The sequence below is a fragment of the Saccharopolyspora gloriosae genome, assembly GCF_014203325.1.
Classification (GTDB): domain Bacteria; phylum Actinomycetota; class Actinomycetes; order Mycobacteriales; family Pseudonocardiaceae; genus Saccharopolyspora_C; species Saccharopolyspora_C gloriosae.
In genome coordinates, this window is the sequence record NZ_JACHIV010000001.1 from 4,733,505 (window position 1) to 4,750,774 (window position 17,270).

Annotated in this window: 22 protein-coding genes; 11 read left to right on the forward strand and 11 right to left on the reverse strand. The window is 70.0% G+C overall.

What is annotated here, in order from left to right; genetic code table 11:
- Positions 1 to 60: 60 nt before the first annotated feature.
- The 3 genes from BJ969_RS20515 to BJ969_RS20525 form a co-directional block, all read right to left on the reverse strand.
- Entirely contained in the window at positions 61 to 768 is a 708-nt protein-coding gene (locus BJ969_RS20515) for a M50 family metallopeptidase (protein WP_184481092.1), read from the reverse strand.
- A 134-nt stretch (positions 769 to 902) separates the two neighbouring features.
- Positions 903 to 2,216, reverse strand: coding sequence for a M20 family metallopeptidase (locus tag BJ969_RS20520; protein ID WP_184481094.1), 1,314 nt, complete (start codon positions 2,214 to 2,216; stop codon positions 903 to 905).
- Positions 2,217 to 2,443: 227 nt separating this feature from the next.
- A complete protein-coding gene (locus BJ969_RS20525; protein ID WP_184481096.1) occupies positions 2,444 to 3,205 on the reverse strand; it encodes an EI24 domain-containing protein in 762 nt (253 codons plus the stop codon).
- Between the two features lie 192 nt (positions 3,206 to 3,397).
- Between BJ969_RS20525 and BJ969_RS20530 the strand changes: the two genes are divergently transcribed.
- Both BJ969_RS20530 and BJ969_RS20535 read left to right on the forward strand, forming a co-directional pair.
- Positions 3,398 to 4,327, forward strand: coding sequence for a YihY/virulence factor BrkB family protein (locus BJ969_RS20530; protein ID WP_184481098.1), 930 nt, complete (start codon positions 3,398 to 3,400; stop codon positions 4,325 to 4,327).
- Positions 4,328 to 4,414: 87 nt separating this feature from the next.
- Positions 4,415 to 5,458 (forward strand): ABC transporter substrate-binding protein, encoded by a 1,044-nt coding sequence (locus BJ969_RS20535; RefSeq protein ID WP_184481102.1) that lies wholly within the window; start codon positions 4,415 to 4,417, stop codon positions 5,456 to 5,458.
- Positions 5,459 to 5,485: 27 nt separating this feature from the next.
- On the opposite strand, the gene BJ969_RS20540 is transcribed toward BJ969_RS20535, so the two are convergent.
- The 3 genes from BJ969_RS20540 to BJ969_RS20550 form a co-directional block, all read right to left on the reverse strand.
- Positions 5,486 to 6,427 carry a DUF5996 family protein gene (locus BJ969_RS20540; RefSeq protein WP_184481104.1) on the reverse strand — a complete coding sequence of 314 codons (942 nt, stop codon included), beginning with the start codon at positions 6,425 to 6,427 and terminating at the stop codon, positions 5,486 to 5,488.
- A gap of 329 nt (positions 6,428 to 6,756) precedes the next feature.
- Positions 6,757 to 6,948 (reverse strand): hypothetical protein, encoded by a 192-nt coding sequence (locus BJ969_RS20545; RefSeq protein WP_184481106.1) that lies wholly within the window; start codon positions 6,946 to 6,948, stop codon positions 6,757 to 6,759.
- Positions 6,945 to 7,226 (reverse strand): hypothetical protein, encoded by a 282-nt coding sequence (locus BJ969_RS20550; protein WP_184481109.1) that lies wholly within the window; start codon positions 7,224 to 7,226, stop codon positions 6,945 to 6,947. Before BJ969_RS20550 ends, BJ969_RS20545 begins: the two co-directional genes overlap by 4 nt.
- A gap of 155 nt (positions 7,227 to 7,381) precedes the next feature.
- Here BJ969_RS20550 and BJ969_RS20555 point away from each other — a divergent pair, with 155 nt between their 5' ends.
- On the forward strand, positions 7,382 to 8,221 hold the full coding sequence (locus BJ969_RS20555; protein ID WP_184481111.1) for a helix-turn-helix domain-containing protein: 840 nt from the start codon (positions 7,382 to 7,384) through the stop codon (positions 8,219 to 8,221).
- Positions 8,218 to 8,418 (forward strand): DUF397 domain-containing protein, encoded by a 201-nt coding sequence (locus tag BJ969_RS20560; RefSeq protein ID WP_184481113.1) that lies wholly within the window; start codon positions 8,218 to 8,220, stop codon positions 8,416 to 8,418. Before BJ969_RS20555 ends, BJ969_RS20560 begins: the two co-directional genes overlap by 4 nt.
- A gap of 68 nt (positions 8,419 to 8,486) precedes the next feature.
- Here the strand turns inward: BJ969_RS20560 and BJ969_RS20565 are convergent, their stop codons facing one another.
- Together BJ969_RS20565 and BJ969_RS20570 are read right to left on the reverse strand one after the other, a co-directional pair.
- Positions 8,487 to 8,825: a hypothetical protein gene (locus BJ969_RS20565; protein WP_221315891.1), complete on the reverse strand. Its 339-nt coding sequence runs from the start codon at positions 8,823 to 8,825 to the stop codon at positions 8,487 to 8,489.
- A 56-nt stretch (positions 8,826 to 8,881) separates the two neighbouring features.
- Positions 8,882 to 9,196, reverse strand: coding sequence for an ArsR/SmtB family transcription factor (locus tag BJ969_RS20570; RefSeq protein ID WP_184481117.1), 315 nt, complete (start codon positions 9,194 to 9,196; stop codon positions 8,882 to 8,884).
- A gap of 94 nt (positions 9,197 to 9,290) precedes the next feature.
- Here BJ969_RS20570 and BJ969_RS20575 point away from each other — a divergent pair, with 94 nt between their 5' ends.
- The 7 genes from BJ969_RS20575 (at position 9,291) to BJ969_RS20610 (ending at position 13,633) form a co-directional block, all read left to right on the forward strand.
- Positions 9,291 to 9,575, forward strand: coding sequence for a muconolactone Delta-isomerase family protein (locus BJ969_RS20575; protein WP_184481119.1), 285 nt, complete (start codon positions 9,291 to 9,293; stop codon positions 9,573 to 9,575).
- Positions 9,576 to 9,833: 258 nt separating this feature from the next.
- Entirely contained in the window at positions 9,834 to 10,934 is a 1,101-nt protein-coding gene (locus BJ969_RS20580) for a methyltransferase domain-containing protein (RefSeq protein ID WP_184481121.1), read from the forward strand.
- 172 nt (positions 10,935 to 11,106) lie between these two features.
- Complete coding sequence (locus BJ969_RS20585; protein ID WP_184481123.1) at positions 11,107 to 11,460, forward strand: SseB family protein; 354 nt, start codon at positions 11,107 to 11,109, stop codon at positions 11,458 to 11,460.
- A 10-nt stretch (positions 11,461 to 11,470) separates the two neighbouring features.
- Positions 11,471 to 11,776, forward strand: a complete 306-nt coding sequence (locus tag BJ969_RS20590; protein ID WP_184481125.1) for a type VII secretion target — start codon at positions 11,471 to 11,473, stop codon at positions 11,774 to 11,776.
- 126 nt (positions 11,777 to 11,902) lie between these two features.
- Positions 11,903 to 12,967 (forward strand): putative T7SS-secreted protein, encoded by a 1,065-nt coding sequence (locus BJ969_RS20600; protein WP_343071718.1) that lies wholly within the window; start codon positions 11,903 to 11,905, stop codon positions 12,965 to 12,967.
- Positions 12,967 to 13,296 (forward strand): hypothetical protein, encoded by a 330-nt coding sequence (locus BJ969_RS20605; RefSeq protein WP_184481131.1) that lies wholly within the window; start codon positions 12,967 to 12,969, stop codon positions 13,294 to 13,296. The genes BJ969_RS20600 and BJ969_RS20605 overlap by 1 nt, the downstream gene beginning before the upstream one ends.
- A gap of 1 nt (position 13,297) precedes the next feature.
- Positions 13,298 to 13,633 carry a beta/alpha barrel domain-containing protein gene (locus BJ969_RS20610; RefSeq protein WP_184481133.1) on the forward strand — a complete coding sequence of 112 codons (336 nt, stop codon included), beginning with the start codon at positions 13,298 to 13,300 and terminating at the stop codon, positions 13,631 to 13,633.
- 85 nt (positions 13,634 to 13,718) lie between these two features.
- On the opposite strand, the gene BJ969_RS20615 is transcribed toward BJ969_RS20610, so the two are convergent.
- The 3 genes from BJ969_RS20615 to pdhA form a co-directional block, all read right to left on the reverse strand.
- On the reverse strand, positions 13,719 to 14,966 hold the full coding sequence (locus BJ969_RS20615) for a dihydrolipoamide acetyltransferase family protein (RefSeq protein WP_184481135.1): 1,248 nt from the start codon (positions 14,964 to 14,966) through the stop codon (positions 13,719 to 13,721).
- Between the two features lie 92 nt (positions 14,967 to 15,058).
- Positions 15,059 to 16,054 carry an alpha-ketoacid dehydrogenase subunit beta gene (locus tag BJ969_RS20620; RefSeq protein ID WP_184481136.1) on the reverse strand — a complete coding sequence of 332 codons (996 nt, stop codon included), beginning with the start codon at positions 16,052 to 16,054 and terminating at the stop codon, positions 15,059 to 15,061.
- A gap of 84 nt (positions 16,055 to 16,138) precedes the next feature.
- A complete protein-coding gene (gene pdhA / locus BJ969_RS20625) occupies positions 16,139 to 17,233 on the reverse strand; it encodes a pyruvate dehydrogenase (acetyl-transferring) E1 component subunit alpha (RefSeq protein ID WP_184481138.1) in 1,095 nt (364 codons plus the stop codon).
- Positions 17,234 to 17,270 lie beyond the last annotated feature (37 nt).

Sequence of the window (17,270 nt, forward strand, 5' to 3'; positions counted from 1 at the left end):
GGTCTGGTCCACTGGTGCGGCATCTGCCCGCCCGGTCCCGGCCGCGAGCGGATCCGCTGGTCAGAGCTGCGGGATGAGCAGCAACCAGCGGCCCCCCACGACGAGCGCGGCGCCGCCGATCAGGAACCAGATGCCGAGCCAGGCCGCCGCCGGGACGCGGACGAGCCGGGCCAGCTGGTCGGCGTCGGAGCTCGGCGCGCGGCCCCTGGTGCGCTTGCCGCGCAGCTCGGCGATCGGGCGCAGGCCGCCGAACAGCAGGAACCAGCTGAACAGCACGCAGCACGCGGCCTGCCACTGCGGGCTGGCGAACCAGGACACGGCGAACAGCAGACCGCCGGTCACGACGATCGAGAGCACGCCGTAGGCGTTGCGGATGGCCAGCAGCATCAGCGCCAGCAGCGCGATCGCCGCCCACAGCGCGGGCCGCGCCTGGTCGAACGAGACCAGCGCCGCCCCGCCCAGCCCCAGCAGCGACACCGCCGGATACCCGGCGAACAGGGTGAACACCATGCCCGGCCCGGTGGGGCGGCCGGTGGAGAGGGTGAGCCCGGAGGTGTCCGAGTGCAGCCGGATGCCGTTGAGCTTGCGACCGCTGAGCAGCGCGACGACGGCGTGCCCGCCTTCGTGCGCGATGGTCACCACGTTGCGCAGCAGCCGCCACGTGCCGCGGTTGACCACGAGGCCGAGCGCGACGAGTCCGAGCAGCAGCGTGAGCGCGGAACCGGAGTCGAGCAGCTGCGCGCTCCACGACCTGACTAATTCGTCCACAGTAGACACACCAGGGGTTTCGGGGTTCTTCCATCGAACGGGTGCCGATCGTACGCAGCGCCCCGCCCCGGACGGGCAGGACCGCCGCGGCCGCCCCACCGGCGCCCGGGGGCGAACCGGCGGAGGGCTCGGCGTCAGTCGAAGAAGCGGGGCACGTCCAGCGGGCCGCCCGCCGCCTCGAACTCCGCGTGCACGGCGTCGCGGAGCCGCTCGTCCGCCAGGTAGTCGACCGCCGTCAGGGCGAGTCCCGCCGCGCCGTCGAGCACCGCGCGGTCGCCCGCCTCCGATCCGGCCGCCGTCGCGAACCCGGCCGTGTGCAAGGACAAACCGGAGTCGCCCAAGCCGATCATCGGGTGCATCGCGGGCATCCGGAAGCTGAGGTTGCCGAGGTCGGTGGAACCGGTGAGGTACTCCGGCACCACCCCGCGCGGCAGCGAGGTGCGGCCCCGGCGGGACTGGTGCTGCGCCCAGCGCGCGGCGAGCGCGTCGTTGTGCCGGATCGGCAGGTACGGGTACTGCCCGTCCCAGACCAGCTCCACACCGCACCCGGTCATCTCGGCGGCACCGCGTGCGATCCGCTCGATGCGCTCCGCCAGGTCCCGCAACGAATCCGGGTCCGCCGAACGCACGTAGAACTGGGCGGCGGCGCGCTCCGGCACCACGTTCGGGCGCTGACCGCCGTCGGTGATGATGCCGTGCACCCGATCGCCCGAGGGCATGTGCTGGCGCAGCGCGGACACGCCCTGGTACGTCGCCACCACCGCGTCCAGCGCGTTGCGGCCCATGAACGGCTGCGCCGACGCGTGCGCCGCGATGCCGTGGAAGACCACGTCCACCTGGCGGCGCCCCAGGAACGGGTGCGTGGCGACGTCGTGCGAGAACGGGTGCAGCATCACCACGGCGTCCACGTCGTCGAACACGCCCGCGCGCGCCAGGATCTCCTTGCCCCCACCGCCTTCTTCCGCCGGCGTGCCGATGAGGCTCAGCCTGCCGCCGACCTCGCCCAGCGCGGCGGCGGCACCGAGGAAACCGCCGGTGCCCGCCGAGCAGATGATGTTGTGCCCGCAGGCGTGCCCCACGCCGGGCAGCGCGTCGTACTCGGCGAGCACCGCCACGTGCGGGCCGCCCGAACCCGCGGTCGCCAGCAGCGCGGTGGGCAGCTCGCCGACCCCGACCTGCGCCTCGAACCCCTGGCCGCGCACCAAGTCCGCGACCGCCGCCACCGAGCGGTTCTCCGCGAAACCCTCCTCCGGGTGCGCGTGCAGGTCGTGGCTGAGCCCGAGCAGCGCGTCCGCCTGCTCGTCGAGCCGGGACTCCACGCGGGCGCGCACCGCCTCGGAGGCACCGTCGAACTCGGAGCGGATCGGTTCGGCGGTGGCCACGGCTCGTTCGGTCGCCGCCGCGACCGCCTTCAGGTACGAGTCATCAGGCGAGGAGGGAACAGTCATTCCCGCACTGTAGGCCCCCGGAATGATCTGCGTAGCTGGTCGCTCGGCGGAACCTCAGCGGCCTTCTCGCTGCGGGATCGATTTCCCAAGTGGCTCCGCCACGAGGGAAATCGCTGTCCTCGCGAGAAGGCCGCTGAGAACCCGCCGGTGGTCGTTTTGCTCGGGTGGTCGCTGCTCAGCGGCTTCGCCGCTGACAGGACGACGATGAACGACCGCTCCGCGGGGTCTTACTGGTCGTCGACGGTGGCGTCCGGGTCGTCGAGGTAGCGGTGGGCGAGGAGGGTGCCGCCGACGACGGCGGCCGGGATCACCACGAGCTGTGCGACCGGGATGAGGCACAGCAGGTAGGCGGGGAGGCTGAAGCCGAGGGTGCGGGCCTTGTTCGCCGTCAACGAACGCTGCCGGTCGCGCATGGTCAGGCCGCGCCGCTGGAACACCAGCCCCACCATCTCCAGCGCCACCACCCAGGCGCCGAACACGGCGGCCAGCACCGGGATCACCGTCTGCCCGATGACCGGGATGAAACCGAGGAAGAACAGCACCACCGCTCCGACCAGCGCCACCAGCACCAGCTTGAGCGCGTCGCGGACGCCCCGGCCGAGCTGCCGGGCCGTCCCGGCGCCGTCGTCGCGGGTGTCGAGCCCGAGCCGCTGCTCGGCCTGCTCGGCGATGTGCTCGTAGAACGGTCCGCCGATCAGCAGCGTCACGGCGATGAACGACACCGAGGCCAGCAGCGCCGCCGCACCGACCAGCGCCGCGCCGAGCACCACCCGGAACGCCTGGCGCAGCCACTCCGTCCAGCCGTCGGCGAACGGCGTCAGCCACGACACCAGGTCACCGCTGAAGTACAGCAACGTCCCCAAGGCTCCCAGCAGCAGGAACATGCTGATCAGCGCGGGAATCGCCCCGATCAGCAGCAGGCGCGGGGACCGCAGGATCAGGCCGAGCCCGGTGCCCAGCGTGCGGACACCGGCGACGAAGTTCTTCATGCTGCTCCAAGAACGGCGGATCTTCCCCAGCAAGGTATACGGCCCGATTTGACCGCCCGTGACCGGATCACTCCGCCAGCAGGCCGATTTTCGTGACATACCGCACTTCGGCGTAACACGGGACGCGGCGCGGAACTCAGAGTGGCCGCGACCGGCGTCGGTGACGACGCAGGGCCGGAGGGGAGAACCGTGTTGACAACGCAGCGAACGTTCGCCGAGCGGCTGTGGCACGCGCAGCCGCGGAATCGGCAGCTGCGCGGCCTGTGGCGGCTCACGAAGAAGACGATCCTCGCCAGCTCCCGGCACCGGCTGACCGGCTTGGCGGGCGAGGCGGCGTTCTTCACCCTCATCTCGATGCCCCCGGTGCTGCTGGGCCTGGTCGGCACCCTCGGCTACCTGGCCGACGTGCTCGGCGGCGGCACCATCGCGGCCGTCCGCGAAGCGCTGGTGACCGGGGCCTCGACGGTGCTGTCCCAGCAGGCGATCGACGAACTGCTGCAGCCGGTGCTGGACGAGGTGCTGAGCTCCGGGCGGGCCGGGGTGATCTCGATCGGTTTCGTGCTGGCGCTGTGGTCCGGTTCGGCGGCGCTGAACGTCTTCATCGACACGATCTCCGTCGTCTACGGCATGGGCGGGCAGCGCAACGTGGTGCGGCAGCGGCTGATGTCGGTGGGTCTCTACACCGCGGCCCTGTTCGGCGGGATCATCCTGCTGCCGATGCTGGCCGTCGGCCCCTCGGTGATCGCCGACTGGTTCCCGCAGGTCGCGGTGATCGTGTACTCGCTGTACTGGCCGGTGATCGTGATCGGGTCGATCGCGTCGCTGTGCACCTTGTACTCGTTGTCGCTGCCGCTGCGCGCGCCGTGGCTGGAGCACCTGCCGGGTGCCGCGCTGGCACTGCTGGTGTGGGTGGGCGGCAGCTTGGCGCTGCGCGTCTACCTGGACGTGACGATCGAGCACTCCCCCGTTTACGGTGCCCTGGCGGCGCCGATGGGCGTGCTGCTGTGGCTCTACGTCACCGCGTTCGCGGTGCTGCTGGGCGCGACGGTGAACGCGGAGCTCGACAGCGTGCAGCCGTCGCGGCGCACCGCGCTGGCCCGCCGGGAGCTCGTCGAGGAGTGATCGGTGCAGCCGCGCAACTCACACCACAACGACGCGCGTGTTTGTTAGGTTAGCCTTCGCTTGATTGCACCGGATGAAGGATGCGCGATGACCACTGCTGACCGAACGCACCCGCAGGACGAAGCCTCCCGAGGCGGAACCCGCCTGGGTAGGCGCGGCTTCCTGGCCGGAGCGACCGGTCTGCTCGCCGCCGGGCTGGCCGGTTGCGCGGGAGGCTCGCCCACCCCCTCCGGTCAGCCCGCGGGCCCCGGATTCCCCGTGCGGATCCCGAACAAGTTCGGCACCGCCGAGATCCCCGCCGCCCCCGGCAAGGTCGTGTCGCTGGGCATCACCGACCACGACGTGCTGCTGCCGCTGGGCGTCGTGCCCGCCGGCCTCACCCCGTGGGGGCCGTGGGAGTCCGGAGTGGGCCCGTGGGTGGAGCCGATGCTGGGCCAGGCGCACCCGAAGCAGCTCGGCACGGACGTCGACGTCGAAGCCGTGATCACGCTGATGCCGGACCTGATCCTCGGCGTGCAGAGCGCGTTGACGCAGGACCAGTACAACCGGCTCGCCGCGTTCAAACCGGTCGTGGCGCAGCCGCCGAAGGCCATCGACTACGGCGTGAACTGGCGGGTGCAGGCCGAGACCATCGGGCAGGCCCTGGGCAAGGGGGCCGAGGTGGACGAGCTGATCGCCGCCACCCAGGCCCGCATCGACCAGACCCGCCAGGCCAACCCGCTGTTCGAGGGCCGCACGCACGTCACGGTGCGCACCGACTCGGCGGGCACCTACGCCGCCTACACCAAGCAGGACGCCCGCACGGCGCTGCTGGAGCAGCTGGGGTTGACGCTGGCGCCGTCGATCGACGGGATGGACAGCGGCGGCAAGTTCAACGTGAAGGTCAGCAAGGAGCAGGTGTCGCTGCTCGACGCGGACGTCGTCATCGTCACCACCGCGAAGCCCACCGATGTGGCGGCGGTGAAAGCGGATCCGCTGCTGAACAACTTGCCTGCGGCCAAGCGCGGTTCGCTGCTGCTGCTCGACGACTACGACCTGACGATGGCGCTGGGCTCGGCGACGGTGTCCAGCATCCCGTTCGCGCTGGACAAGTTGACGCCGCTGCTCAACGGGGCGCTGCAGAAGCTCTGAGACGGAACCGCCCGGCTCACGCGCCGATCACCGGGGCGAGGGCAGCCGGGCCGGGTCCACTTCGAGCAGCGAGCGGTCCCAGTCGCCGTGCTGCGCGGCGGCGGCGTAGCTGGAACGCAGGAATTCCAGCAGCGCGGCGTCCGGATCGTCCGCCGTGCGCACCGCCTCGTAGGGCAGCACGAACTCCCCGAGGTCCGGGAAGTACGCGGCGTCGGCGGGCCGCACCGGGTGCTCGGCGAACCCGGCGGGTTCCGGGTAGGCGTAGGAGTAGAACAGCCCTTCGCCCTCGCCTCCCGGCCAGAACCCGCAGCTGCTGAGCTCGTGCGAGTAGCCCTCCACCATCACGTCGTCCGGGCAGTTCGGCGCGCCGCCGGGGTGCGGTGGCGCGGGCCTGCCGGAGAACCGGGTCACCGCCAGGTCCATCGCGCCCCAGAAGTAGTGCACGGGACTGGCCTTGCCGAGGAATTCCGCGCGGAACTCCCCGAAAACGCGGTTCGCGGCCACCAGCTGCCGCCACCACAGGTGCGCGCTCGCCGCGTCGTAGGAGGCGTGCTCGGTGTCCTCGTCAAACGGGATCGCCCGCACGACCTCGTTCGGCGCGGCGTGGATCGCGGTGGTGAGGTCCAGTTCGTCGAGCGCGGCCATCGTCTCGCGGTAGAACAGCGCCACCGATTTCGGCTCCAGCACCACTTCGCGCTGCTCGCCGTCGGCGGAGCGGATGCGCAGCACGTGGTCGCAGAAGTCGAATTCGGCGTCGAAGCTCCGCTGCCCGTACGGCACCGCCGAGGTCGTCAGGCCACGCGGAGACACGTACAGCGCCGTCTGCCACCAGTGGTTCATCATCGGCGCCAGCGCCAGCCGCACCTTGCCGACGATCTGCGTCCACAGCTGCAAGGTGTCGCGCGTGTCGGCCCACTCGTCGACCCGCAGCCTCGGCCAGCCCACGGCTTCCTGAACCCGTCCTGTCATCACGCCCTCCCCGGTCGCGTCCGGACCCCATGTTGAGCGCCGCCACCGGTGAACGCAGCCGCCGCACGTCCCGAAAACCGCAGGTCACATCGGGGCCGAAGGACTCTTCCAGCGGCGTCCCCGCGCGATCCGGTGAGAGGACCGCGCGGGGACGCCGGCCGGGCGGCGCGGGGCACGGCGCCACCCGGGACCACCGGCGGCCACGCGGGAGAGGACGCGGGCGCCGGTGGAGGCCCCGCCGGGCGCTCGTGGTCGGGGAGGCGCGAGCGGCCCGGCGGGGCGCGGCCCGCCACCGGGGAAGGCACGGCGGCGAACCGGGTTCGGAAAGGTCACGGGGCGAGCAGGGCGACGCAGGACGCGCACTCCCGCCGGTCTTCGTCACCGCGGCGCGGCCGGTCCAGCAACCGGTGGACGCGTCCGGAGATCGGATGCCCGCAGGCACCGACGAGCACCGGGCCCGCGGCGGCGCGGTCCACCACGTGCCAGGTGGAGCACCACTCCGAACTGACCCACGCGGTCATCCCGCTTCGAGCTCCGGCGCGATCGCCTCGCACGCCGTAACCCTGGACCGCAGCGCCATGACCCGAGTGCACGCCATGCACGGCATGCCGAGCAGATCGGAGATCACCTCGGCGTCGGCGGCGGTGAGGCGTTCCTCGCACAACGCCAGGTAATCGCCGTCCCGCAACGGCATCGCCACGTGCACGACCCGCTTCGTCTCCCCCACCGCCCCGGCCCGATACCGCACCCGCACGGGGAAAGCGGCGACGATGGGCCCGCCTGACCGTTCCTGCTCCACGTCAAACCCCCTTGATCAGCTCCACCAGCGAAGCAATGTTCCACATAGTCATCAGTGCTGCATGCATCAAATATCGCTGCACATCACGTGTCGCACAAGATCCACCTTCGGGTGATGACCTTGGGCGCCCTACGTGACCACCTAAGATGTCGCGCATGGCGAGCAATGCAGACACACCACGAGCTCGCGCACTCGGTGCGGAGCTTCGGCAAGCCCGGAGCCACAAGGGCATCAGCACGCGGAAGCTCGCCGAGCTGATCGGGCGCAGCGGCTCACACATCTCCCGATGGGAAACAGGCAAACTCGCGCCCACGGAAGCCGACACCGCGACAGTGCTCGCAGTCCTCGGAGTTCGCGGCTCCCATCGGGAACGCTTGCTGGAACTGGCACGCGACGCATCAGATCCGAACTGGGTCGCACCCGGCGCCGACAAGCAGCTGGCCATGCTGATGGAGTACGAGCGCACCGCGAGCACGATCACCAACGTGGAACCGCTGATGGTTCCCGGTTTGTTGCAGACCTACCAGTACGCGCGCCACATCCTCTCGGCTTTCGGCGCACCCCGTGGCCAGGCCGAAACGAACGCGCACATGCGCATCGGCAGGCAACACGTGCTCACGGACGCCCCGCCGAAGAAGCTGATCGCCTTCATCGGCGAGTCGGCATTACGGTTCCCGCCATGCTCGCACGGCGTGATGATCGAACAACTTCAACGGCTTTCGCAGTCCGCACAGCGGGACACCGTGACGTTGCACGTCCTACCGCACGGCCTCGCGCTCGCGCCACTGCTGTGCGGCTCGTGGCTGCTGATCGAGTTTCCTCAAGCAAAGCCGGTGGTCCATCTGGAGCACTTCGGTTCGTCGACCACCTTGACCGACGGCAAAGCGGTGAACCAGTATCGGGATTCCGTTGCGCTGCTTCAAAAACACGCCATGAGCCCTGCCGAATCAGCGGACTTCATCAGCAAGTTGAGCAAGCAGAAGGAGAAGTCATGAATGCCAGCACGGGGCACAACCACTGGCGGAAGTCGAGCTACAGCGGCGGACAGACCAACTGCGTCGAGGTCGGGCGGGCGCGCAGCGGTGCCGCTGTGCGGGACACGAAAGACCGTGCCGCCGGGTACTTCACGGCCACGCCCGACCAGTGGACCTCGTTCCTCGACGCGATCAAGTCCGGCCGCTACGACGGCTGAGCGCGCTCGCCCGAGTGTTGATCGCGACTGATAACAGCCGCATGCCACCGAGTTCCGCTCCGGCCCGATCAATCCAGGTCGACGTGGACGTGGACCTTGCCGCCTTCGTCGCGGACCGCGCGGGCCTGGCCGGTGCGCCGCTCGCCGCCGACTTCGAGGGCGATCGGGCCGGATTCCAGGAAGTTGCGCCACCAGCGCTTCTGGTCGGGCAGTTCCACCTTGATCGTGGCACCGCTCTCGGTGCGGCGGATGGCGACGACCAGTGAGAACTCCCGGCCGGAGCGACGGCCCTGGTAGGTCACGATCGCCATGCTCGTACCGCCGGCGTCCGGCCATTTCCCGAACCGCGCGACGAGCGGCGCGACGGCCTTGTTGACCCAGCGCCCTACGACGGACACGACTCCCACGGCGACCACCCGATTCCGTTGACGACACCCGTGATCGACTCTACGCCGCCGAATCGTCAGGCGGCTTCCTCCGCGATCGAGCGCAGAACTCCGTCCAGCGCGGTGGAAAAGCGGTCGAACGTGTCCGCGCGCAGCGACACGAAGCAGCGGGTCCCTTCGAAGCGGCAGCGCACCACGCCCGCTTCCCGCAGCACCTTCATGTGGTGGCTGAGCGTCGACGGCCCCACCTCCACGGCGAAGTCGTCCCGCTGGTGCTCGCCGCGGTCCGCGAGGACCGCCAGGATGCGCAGCCGAGCCGGATCGCCCAAGGCCGCGAACACCCGCGCGAGCCGGACGTCCTGCAGGTCGGGGTGCTCCGGAGTGCGTGCCATGACCACATTCTAACCATGTTCGAAGTTCGACGAACTTCGATGTACTGTCGCGGTCCCGGCTGCCGAACCAGCGGCCCGAGTTGAAGGAGCGACCGTGGAATTCCTCGTCCGAGTCGACGTGTCCCACGTCTTCGAGCTGCCCGCCGCCGAACGCGACGACGTCATCCGGCGCGAGCAGGAGCGCGGACGCGACCTGCTCGCCCGCGGAGTGATCAAGCACTTCTGGACCCTGGTGGGCAAGCGGGCCAACGTCGGCGTCTGGGTCGCGGCCGACGCCGAGGAGCTGCACGACGTGCTCTCCGACCTGCCGATCTGGCCCTGGGCCGACATCGAGGTGACCCCGCTGATCACGCACTTCCTGGTCACCGAGGCGAAGTAGCACCGCTCAGCCTGCGGATCAAGGAAGTTCACCGCACCCGATCTTGCGGATTCTTTCACTCGGCCACGCCTCCCGTAGCGCCATTCCGTTCGGCACCCTGGAATTCGATGCACTTCCCAGCGCAGGAGGCGAACGATGGGCAGACGGGACGCCGACCGGGACGGGCAGGGCACCCCGCAACCGGAGAAGTGGGAGACCTGGGGCAGCGAGGACGACGGCAACAAGCACGAAGGCGACGAGGGCAAGGAGTAGGCCGTCGTGACCGCGTGGCGTGCCCGGCTCCCCGTGCCCAGGGAGGCGTTCGTTCCGCCGGTGATCTGGGACGACGACCCGGAATCGGACGGATTCGCTCCGGTCTCCCGCGAGAGCGAGCCCGCGCGGTGGCGTGCCTTGGTCGACGCCGACGAACCGGTCGTGACTCAAGTCGAAGACGGGCGGGACCACGACATCGCGCGAGCACCGACCAGCTCGTGCAGCAGGCCGTCGCTCGTCGCCGACATGCTCGACGCGCTGGAAGTGCGGCCAGGCCAACGGATTCTCGAAATCGGCAGCGGCACCGGGTGGAACGCGGCGCTGCTGCGCGACCGAGTCGGCTCGGCGGGTCACGTCACCACGGTCGAGATCGACGCGGACGTGGCCGAGCAGGCCCGGCGCGCACTCGCCACGACCGGCCACGAAGCCGTGGTCGTCACCGCCGACGGCAGCGGCGGTCACCCGGCGGGAGCGCCGTACGACCGGGTGATCGCCACCGCCTCGGTGCGAGCCGTGCCGCAGGCGTGGATCGACCAGACCCGCAGCGGCGGACTGATCCTGACTCCGTGGGGCACCGACTACGGCGAAGATGCCTTGACACGGCTGGAAGTTCGCCCGGACGGCTCCGCGAGCGGGCGGTGCGGCACCCGCTTGGCGTTCATGCGGATGCGCGGGCAACGCCGCCACCACCTCGATCCCACCGACGCGGAACTGGCCGCCGCCGACCGGACCATCACCTCGCGGCGCGGTCCGGAACTGTTCGACATGGTGGAGTTCTCCCGAGCCGCCTTCACCATCGGCCTGCGCGTACCGCACTGCTACCTCACCGTCGACGATCGCGACGACGAGCACCGCGACGTCGAACTGCACGACCTCCGCTCTCGGTCCTGGGCGAAAGTCGCCATGGTGCGCGGCGAGCACCCGTGGACCGTGCACCAGCTCGGCCCCCGTCACCTGTGGGACGAGGCCGACGCCGCGTACTCGTGGTGGCTGAGCAACGGCGAACCGGCCGCGGACCGCTACGGGCTGACCGTCGCACCCGACGGCTCGCACGCGGTGCGGCTGGACGAACCGGACGGCGAACACCGCTGGACGCTCGACACCTGAAGCGCCGCAAGCGGAAACCTCCGGCGGCCTGAGCACCCGACCGTTCCATGCCGACCGCCCGGCGACGATCCTCTCTCCCTCGCCGAACTCCGGATCCGATCTTGCCGAACCCGGCGCGGAGCGGTCCCCGTCCTCGGTAGCCTCCGCGCCACCGCGGAAAGGAGGCGTCGCAATGCCGGAAGAGCCGGAGCTGGTCGTTGTCGCCGAACGCGCACGCCGGTCCGAGGCCGGATCGCGTGCCGTGTTCAAAGCGCTCGCCCGGTCCTACCTCTACGCCCGCACCAGCGAGGACGCACCGCTGCTGCACGTCGCCGACCTCGGCGAACGTGGCCGGTGGGCGTCGGTGTTCAGCACCCGCGAACGACTGGCCGCCACCATCGGCGAGTGCGACGCGATCGGGATGCCCGGCATGGACTTCCTCGAATTCGTGCCCACCGGAGTCGGCCTCGTCCTCGACCCCCGCGACCCGCACGCCCTGCCCTGCCGCCGCACCTGCTCGACCAGGCGGCCGCAGCCCTCGGCGTGACCAGATCGGCATGAGCGACCACGGCGAAGTCGAAGTCATCCTGACCGCACTGATCAACGCCGCGACGGGCATCGACCAGGTCGTCGAGGACATGAGCACCGTCGGCGCCGAAGACATCTCCGACCTCGGCGACGGCACCGACTACGGCCACGAACCGCTGACACCGGCCGTCCGCGAATTCGCCGACGCCTGGGGATACGGCCTGGACAGGCTGATGCGGGACGCCACCGGGCTGAGCGAATCCCTGCACGACTCCGCGCAGACCTACGCCGAGGCGGAGAACGTCAACATCGACCGGTTCGTGCAGGGACGGTGAGCGTGGCCGAGCTCGGAGATACCACCGACCCGCGCGCGCTCATCCCCGGCGATCCGGGAACGGGTTCGCGGCGAGATCGCGCTGTGCAATCGCTACGCAGCCGGACTCGGCCGCGCCGGGGAGGCACTGCGAACCCTCGACACCGCGGATTGGCGAGGTGAAGCCGCCGACGCGTTCCACGAAGCGTTCGACGGACACCCCGTCGACTGGCTCAAGGCGTCCGACGCGTTCCGCGACGCCGCCGACTCCCTCACCGGATACGTCGAAGTCCTCGAATGGGCGCAGCGCCAAGCCGTGGAGGCCGTCGCCCTGTGGCAGGAAGCCGACGCCGCGACGCAGCAGGCCCGAGCCGACCACGACACCGCGGTCGCCCGCGAGCAGAAGCGGTCCGCCGACGCTGGAACACCCGCCGCGCCGATCCCCTTCGCTGACCCCGGCGCCGAAAAGCGGGCCGCCGCTCAAGACCTGCTGCACCGCACTCGTGCACAACTCGCCGAGACCGGTGACCGCACCCGCACGACGATCCTCGACCTCACCGCCGCAGCACCCGCCCGGCCGGGGTTCTGGGGTCAGGCGGGCCAGCTCGGTGCCGACTTCGCCGCCGGACTCGGCGACTGGGTCAGCGACCTCGGCGACATCCTCGGCAACATCCCCGCCACGCTCTCGGCGGCGGCCACCGATCCCACCGCGTTCGCGAAGCAACTGGTCTCCTGGGACCAGTTCCACACCAACCCCGCACGCTGGGCAGGACACGTCCTCCCGGACGCGGCGCTCACCCTCGTCGGCGGAGCCGGAGCGGCCAAGAAGGGCGGCAGCCTGCTCAAAGGCGTCACCGCGACGGGCCGCGCCAACCGCATCCTCGACAAGGCCAAGCACAACGGCAAAGGCATCACCGACCACGTCGCGAACAAGGGCGCGGACATCGGGCGCAAGCCGGACCGCAACAAGAAGATGCCCATCCGCCTCGTCGACAACGTCGACGACCTCAACACCATTTGGAAAGACCTGTCCCGCGGCGGCCGCCCAACGGAATTGCCGAACTACAACGGGACGAGCGTAGAGATGCCGGACGGCAGCGTGATCTCCTACCGGGAGAAACCAGGACGCGGCCCCACTGGGAACACCATCGACTTGGTGTCCCCCGAAGGCCGTAGCCTCAAGATTCACATCGACACACCCAAAGGGAACTGATGAACCTATCAGCCGATTTCATCGAGGGCGTCCGTGAGGCGGGCGAAGACGACTGGGTTCAGTTCATCGACCTCGGACACCTGCTGATCGAAGAGAGCGGAACGAACGAACGCCTCATCGAGCGAGGTGTCGACGCGGCCGCCGAGCTGATCGAGCGAGGCATCGTCCGCCCCGGGCAGCTGACCGAGCACGGGTTCCAGCCATGGACGTGCAGCAAAAGCGAAGCGATCGATCAAATCCGCGAGATGGCACAGGAAATAAGCAAGACGCAGAGCATCTTCCGGCCCGGAGACATCTGCTGGTTCGACGTCATCACGGATGAATCTTGAAGTGACACTCCGGATTTCAGAACAACTCCTCGACTGGGTGCTCGAATCCGGGGAGTATGACCAGATTCAGCTCGCGGACCTCGCCTACTTCGTCAAGGAAGACACCGGGACCGACGAAGACCTCATCGGTCGCACCGTGGAGGCGACCATCTTGTTGATGCAGGACGGTGTCCTCACCCCCGGCGACATGGTCGACCACGAGTTCCGGCCGTGGACGGTCGACCTGCAGCAGGCCGAACGACGAATCCGCGAAGGAGCGGCGCACGTACGGCAAGAGACCGGGCGGTTCCTCCCCGGCGACATCTGCTGGTTCAGGGCGCGCAGTTACGACGCTTGAGCCCACACGAAGGTCACGCGCCGAAGAGCAGAACGACCCGCCCGCCCCGAATCTCGGGGTGGGCGGGTCGTTCGGTGCTGCTGGGTCAGGCGATGATGCGCAGCGGGTCTTCCAGGAGGGCGGTGAACTGCTGGAGGAACGCCGCGCCCACGGCGCCGTCGATGGCGCGGTGGTCGGCGGAGAGGGTGACGCGCAGGATCTTGCGGGCCACGACCTCGCCGTCGCGGAGCTGGAGCTCGTCCTTCGCCGCGCCGACGGCCAGGATTCCGGCCTCCGGCGGGTTGATCACGGCGGAGAACTGCTCGATGCCGAACATGCCCAGGTTCGAGATGGTGAAGGTGCCGCCGGACATCTCGTCCAGCTTCAGCTTGCCCTCGCGAGCCCGCCCGGCCTTCTCGCGGCCCTCGGCGGCGATCTCCGAGACGCTCTTGCGGTCCGCGTCGGGGATGACCGGCACGATCAGGCCGTCCTCGATGGCGACCGCGACGCCCAGGTTGATGCGCTTGTGCTTGATCAGCTTGTCGCCGCCGAAGGAGACGTTCACCGCCGGGTTCGCTCGCAGCGCCGTGGCGACCGCCTTCACGACCAGGTCGTTGATGCTGACCTTCGGGCCACCCGCCGCCTGCAGCCGCTCGTTGAGCTTCGCGCGGAACTCGACGAGTTCCGTGACGTCGATGGCGCTGGTCAGGTAGAAGTGCGGGGCCTGCTGCTTGCTCTCGGTGAGCCGCTTCGCGGTGACCTTGCGGATGTTGCTCAGCGGCACCTCCTCGGCGTCCGCCGGAGTCGCCACCTGCGGCGCCGGGGCCGGGGCGGCCGGGGCCTGCGCTGCCGGGGCGGCCGGAGCGGGAGCCGACGAGGCGGCGGCCTCGATGTCGGCGCGGATGATCCTGCCACCGGGGCCGGTGCCCTCGACCGAACCGAGATCCACCCCGAGGTCCTTGGCCACGGCCTTCGCCAGCGGCGACGCCTTCGGCTTCGCACCCTCGGCGACCGCGTTGCCGTTGGTGGGGGCGGGAGCGGCGGCGGGCTCGGCCTCCGGGGCCGGTTCCGGCTTCGCCGCCGGCGCGGTGGCCGGAGCCGACTGCGCCGCCGAACCCGAACCGTCGCCGACCAGGGCGATCGGCGTGCCGATCGGCACCGTCTGGCCCTCCTCGACGAGCAGCTGCTCCAGCACGCCGTCGTCGAAGGCCTCCAGCTCCATGATGGCCTTGTCGGTCTCGATGTCCGCGACGACCTCGCCGCGCTCGATCGAATCGCCCACCTTCTTGCGCCAGGCGGCGATGACGCCTTCCTCCATGGTGTCGGACAGGCGGGGCATCTGGATCTCAGTCATCTGCACATTCCTCGGGAACTCTCAAAGTCTCGTGGTGAACCGGTTCGTCGTGGCTCCCGGGGTCCGGCCCGAACGCACGACTCGGGTCGGGCTCAGCGGCGACGGCCGACGGCGTCGAGCGTCTCACGCACCGCGGTCGTGAGGGACTCGGCGGAGGGCAGCGCGGCCGTCTCCAGCGGCTTCGCGTACGGCAGCGGGACCTCGGCGGAGGCGACCCGGCGCACCGGGGCGTCCAAGTAGTCGAACGCGCCGTCCGAAATGGACGCGGCGATCTCCGCGCCGATGCCGTAGGTCAGCCAGTCGTCCTCGGCCACGACAGCGCAACCGGTCTTGCGGACCGAGTTCACGAACGTCTCGCGGTCCAGCGGGCGCAGGCTGCGCAGGTCCACGACCTCGGCGTTGATGCCTTCCTCGGCGGCCAGCTTCTCCGCGACCTGCGTCGCCACGCCCGCCATCCGGGAGTAGCCGATGATCGTGATGTCGGTGCCCTCGCGGGTCACCGCGGCCTTGCCGATCTCGGCGGGCTCCACGTGATCCGGGACCTCGCCCTTGGTGTTGTAGAGCGCCAGGTTCTCCAAGAACAGCACCGGGTCGTCGTCCCGGATCGCCGCCAGCAGCAGCGCCTTCGCGTCCGCGGGCGTGCTCGGCGCGACGACCTTCAGGCCCGGCACGAACGCGTAGTACAGCTCGATGTTCTGCGAATGCGTCGCGCCCAGCTGCTGACCGCCGCCACCGGGCGTGCGCAGCACCATCGGCACGTTGGTCTGACCGCCGAACATGCCGTAGATCTTGGCCGCGTGGTTGACGATCTGGTCCAGCGCCACCAGCGAGAAGTTGATCGTCATGAGCTCGACGACGGGCCGCAGCCCCAGCATCGCGGCGCCGACCGCAGCACCGACGAAGCCCTCCTCGGCGATCGGGGTGTCGCGCACCCGCTTCTCGCCGAACTCGTCCAGCAGCCCAGCGGTGATCTTGTACGAGCCCTCGAAGACGCCGATCTCCTCACCGATGAGGAACACGTCGTCGTCGCGGTGCATCTCGTCGCGCAGGGTGTCGTGCAGCGCCTGGCGGTAAGTGATGACGGCCAAGAGTCGTTCTCCTGAAGACATGCCGCGCGCGGCACCCGGCGAAGCACACCGGGCACCGCGCGACGACGAGAGATGAGAGTGCGGTCAGAACACCGGGTCGGCGGGCAGCCGACGCGAGTCGTTGGCGACCGGAGTGGCGTAGGTGTAGTCGAACAGCGTCGAGACCTCGGGGTGCGGGCTGTCGTCGGCGAAGGCCACCGCGGCGTCCGCGTCGGCCTGCGCCAGCCGCTCGATCTCCTTGGCACCGTCCTCGTCGAGCACGCCGGCCTCGATCAGCCGCGCACGGAAGTTCACCACCGGGTCGTGGTCGCGGGCGTCCTGCACCGACTCCTCGCTGCGGTACTTCGCGGGGTCCACGACCGAGTGGCCCTTGAGGCGGTGGCTGACCGCCTCCAGCAGCGCCGGGCCGCCCGACTCGCGGGCGCGCTGCACCAGCCGCGTCGCGGCGTCGCGGACGGCCAGCACGTCGTTGCCGTCGACCCGCTCGCCGTGCATCCGGTACGCCGAAGCCCGCTTGTAGAGCTCCGACTCCGCGGAGGACTTCTCGACCGTGGTGCCCATGCCGAGGAAGTTGTTCACCACCACGAACACCACCGGCAGGTTCCACAGCGCCGCGATGTTCAGCGCCTCGTGGAACGCGCCGATGTTCGTGGTGCCGTCACCCATCTGGCACATCACGACCTGGTCGCCGTCGCGGTAGTCGATGGCCAGCGCGGCACCCGTGGCCAGCGGGATCTGGCCGCCGACGATGCCGTAGCCGCCGAGCAGCCCGGCCTCCACGTCGAACATGTGCATCGAACCGCCCCAGCCCTTGGAGGTGCCGGTGGTGCGGCCGTAGAGCTCCGCCATCACGCGGCCGGGCTCGATGCCCTTGGCCAGCGCGTAGCCGTGCTCGCGGTAGTTCGTGAACAGCAGGTCCGTCTTGCGCAGCGCCGACATCAGGCCGACGACGGTGGCCTCCTCGCCCAGGTTCAGGTGGCAGTAGCCACCGATCTTGGCCTGGGTGTAGCCCTGCGCCGCGCGCTCCTCGAAGCGGCGGATCAGCGTCATCTGCTGGAAGTAGCCGCGCAGCAGCTCGGCGGACTCCCCGGAGAACGGGCCGCTCTTGGCGGCGCTCGCCGTGCCGCGGCGGGACTTCGCGCGGGTGGCGGGCTTGGTGCGGGTCGCGGTCTCAGCCATCACGGAACCCTTTCGATGCGTCGAGCGGAACGGGTGG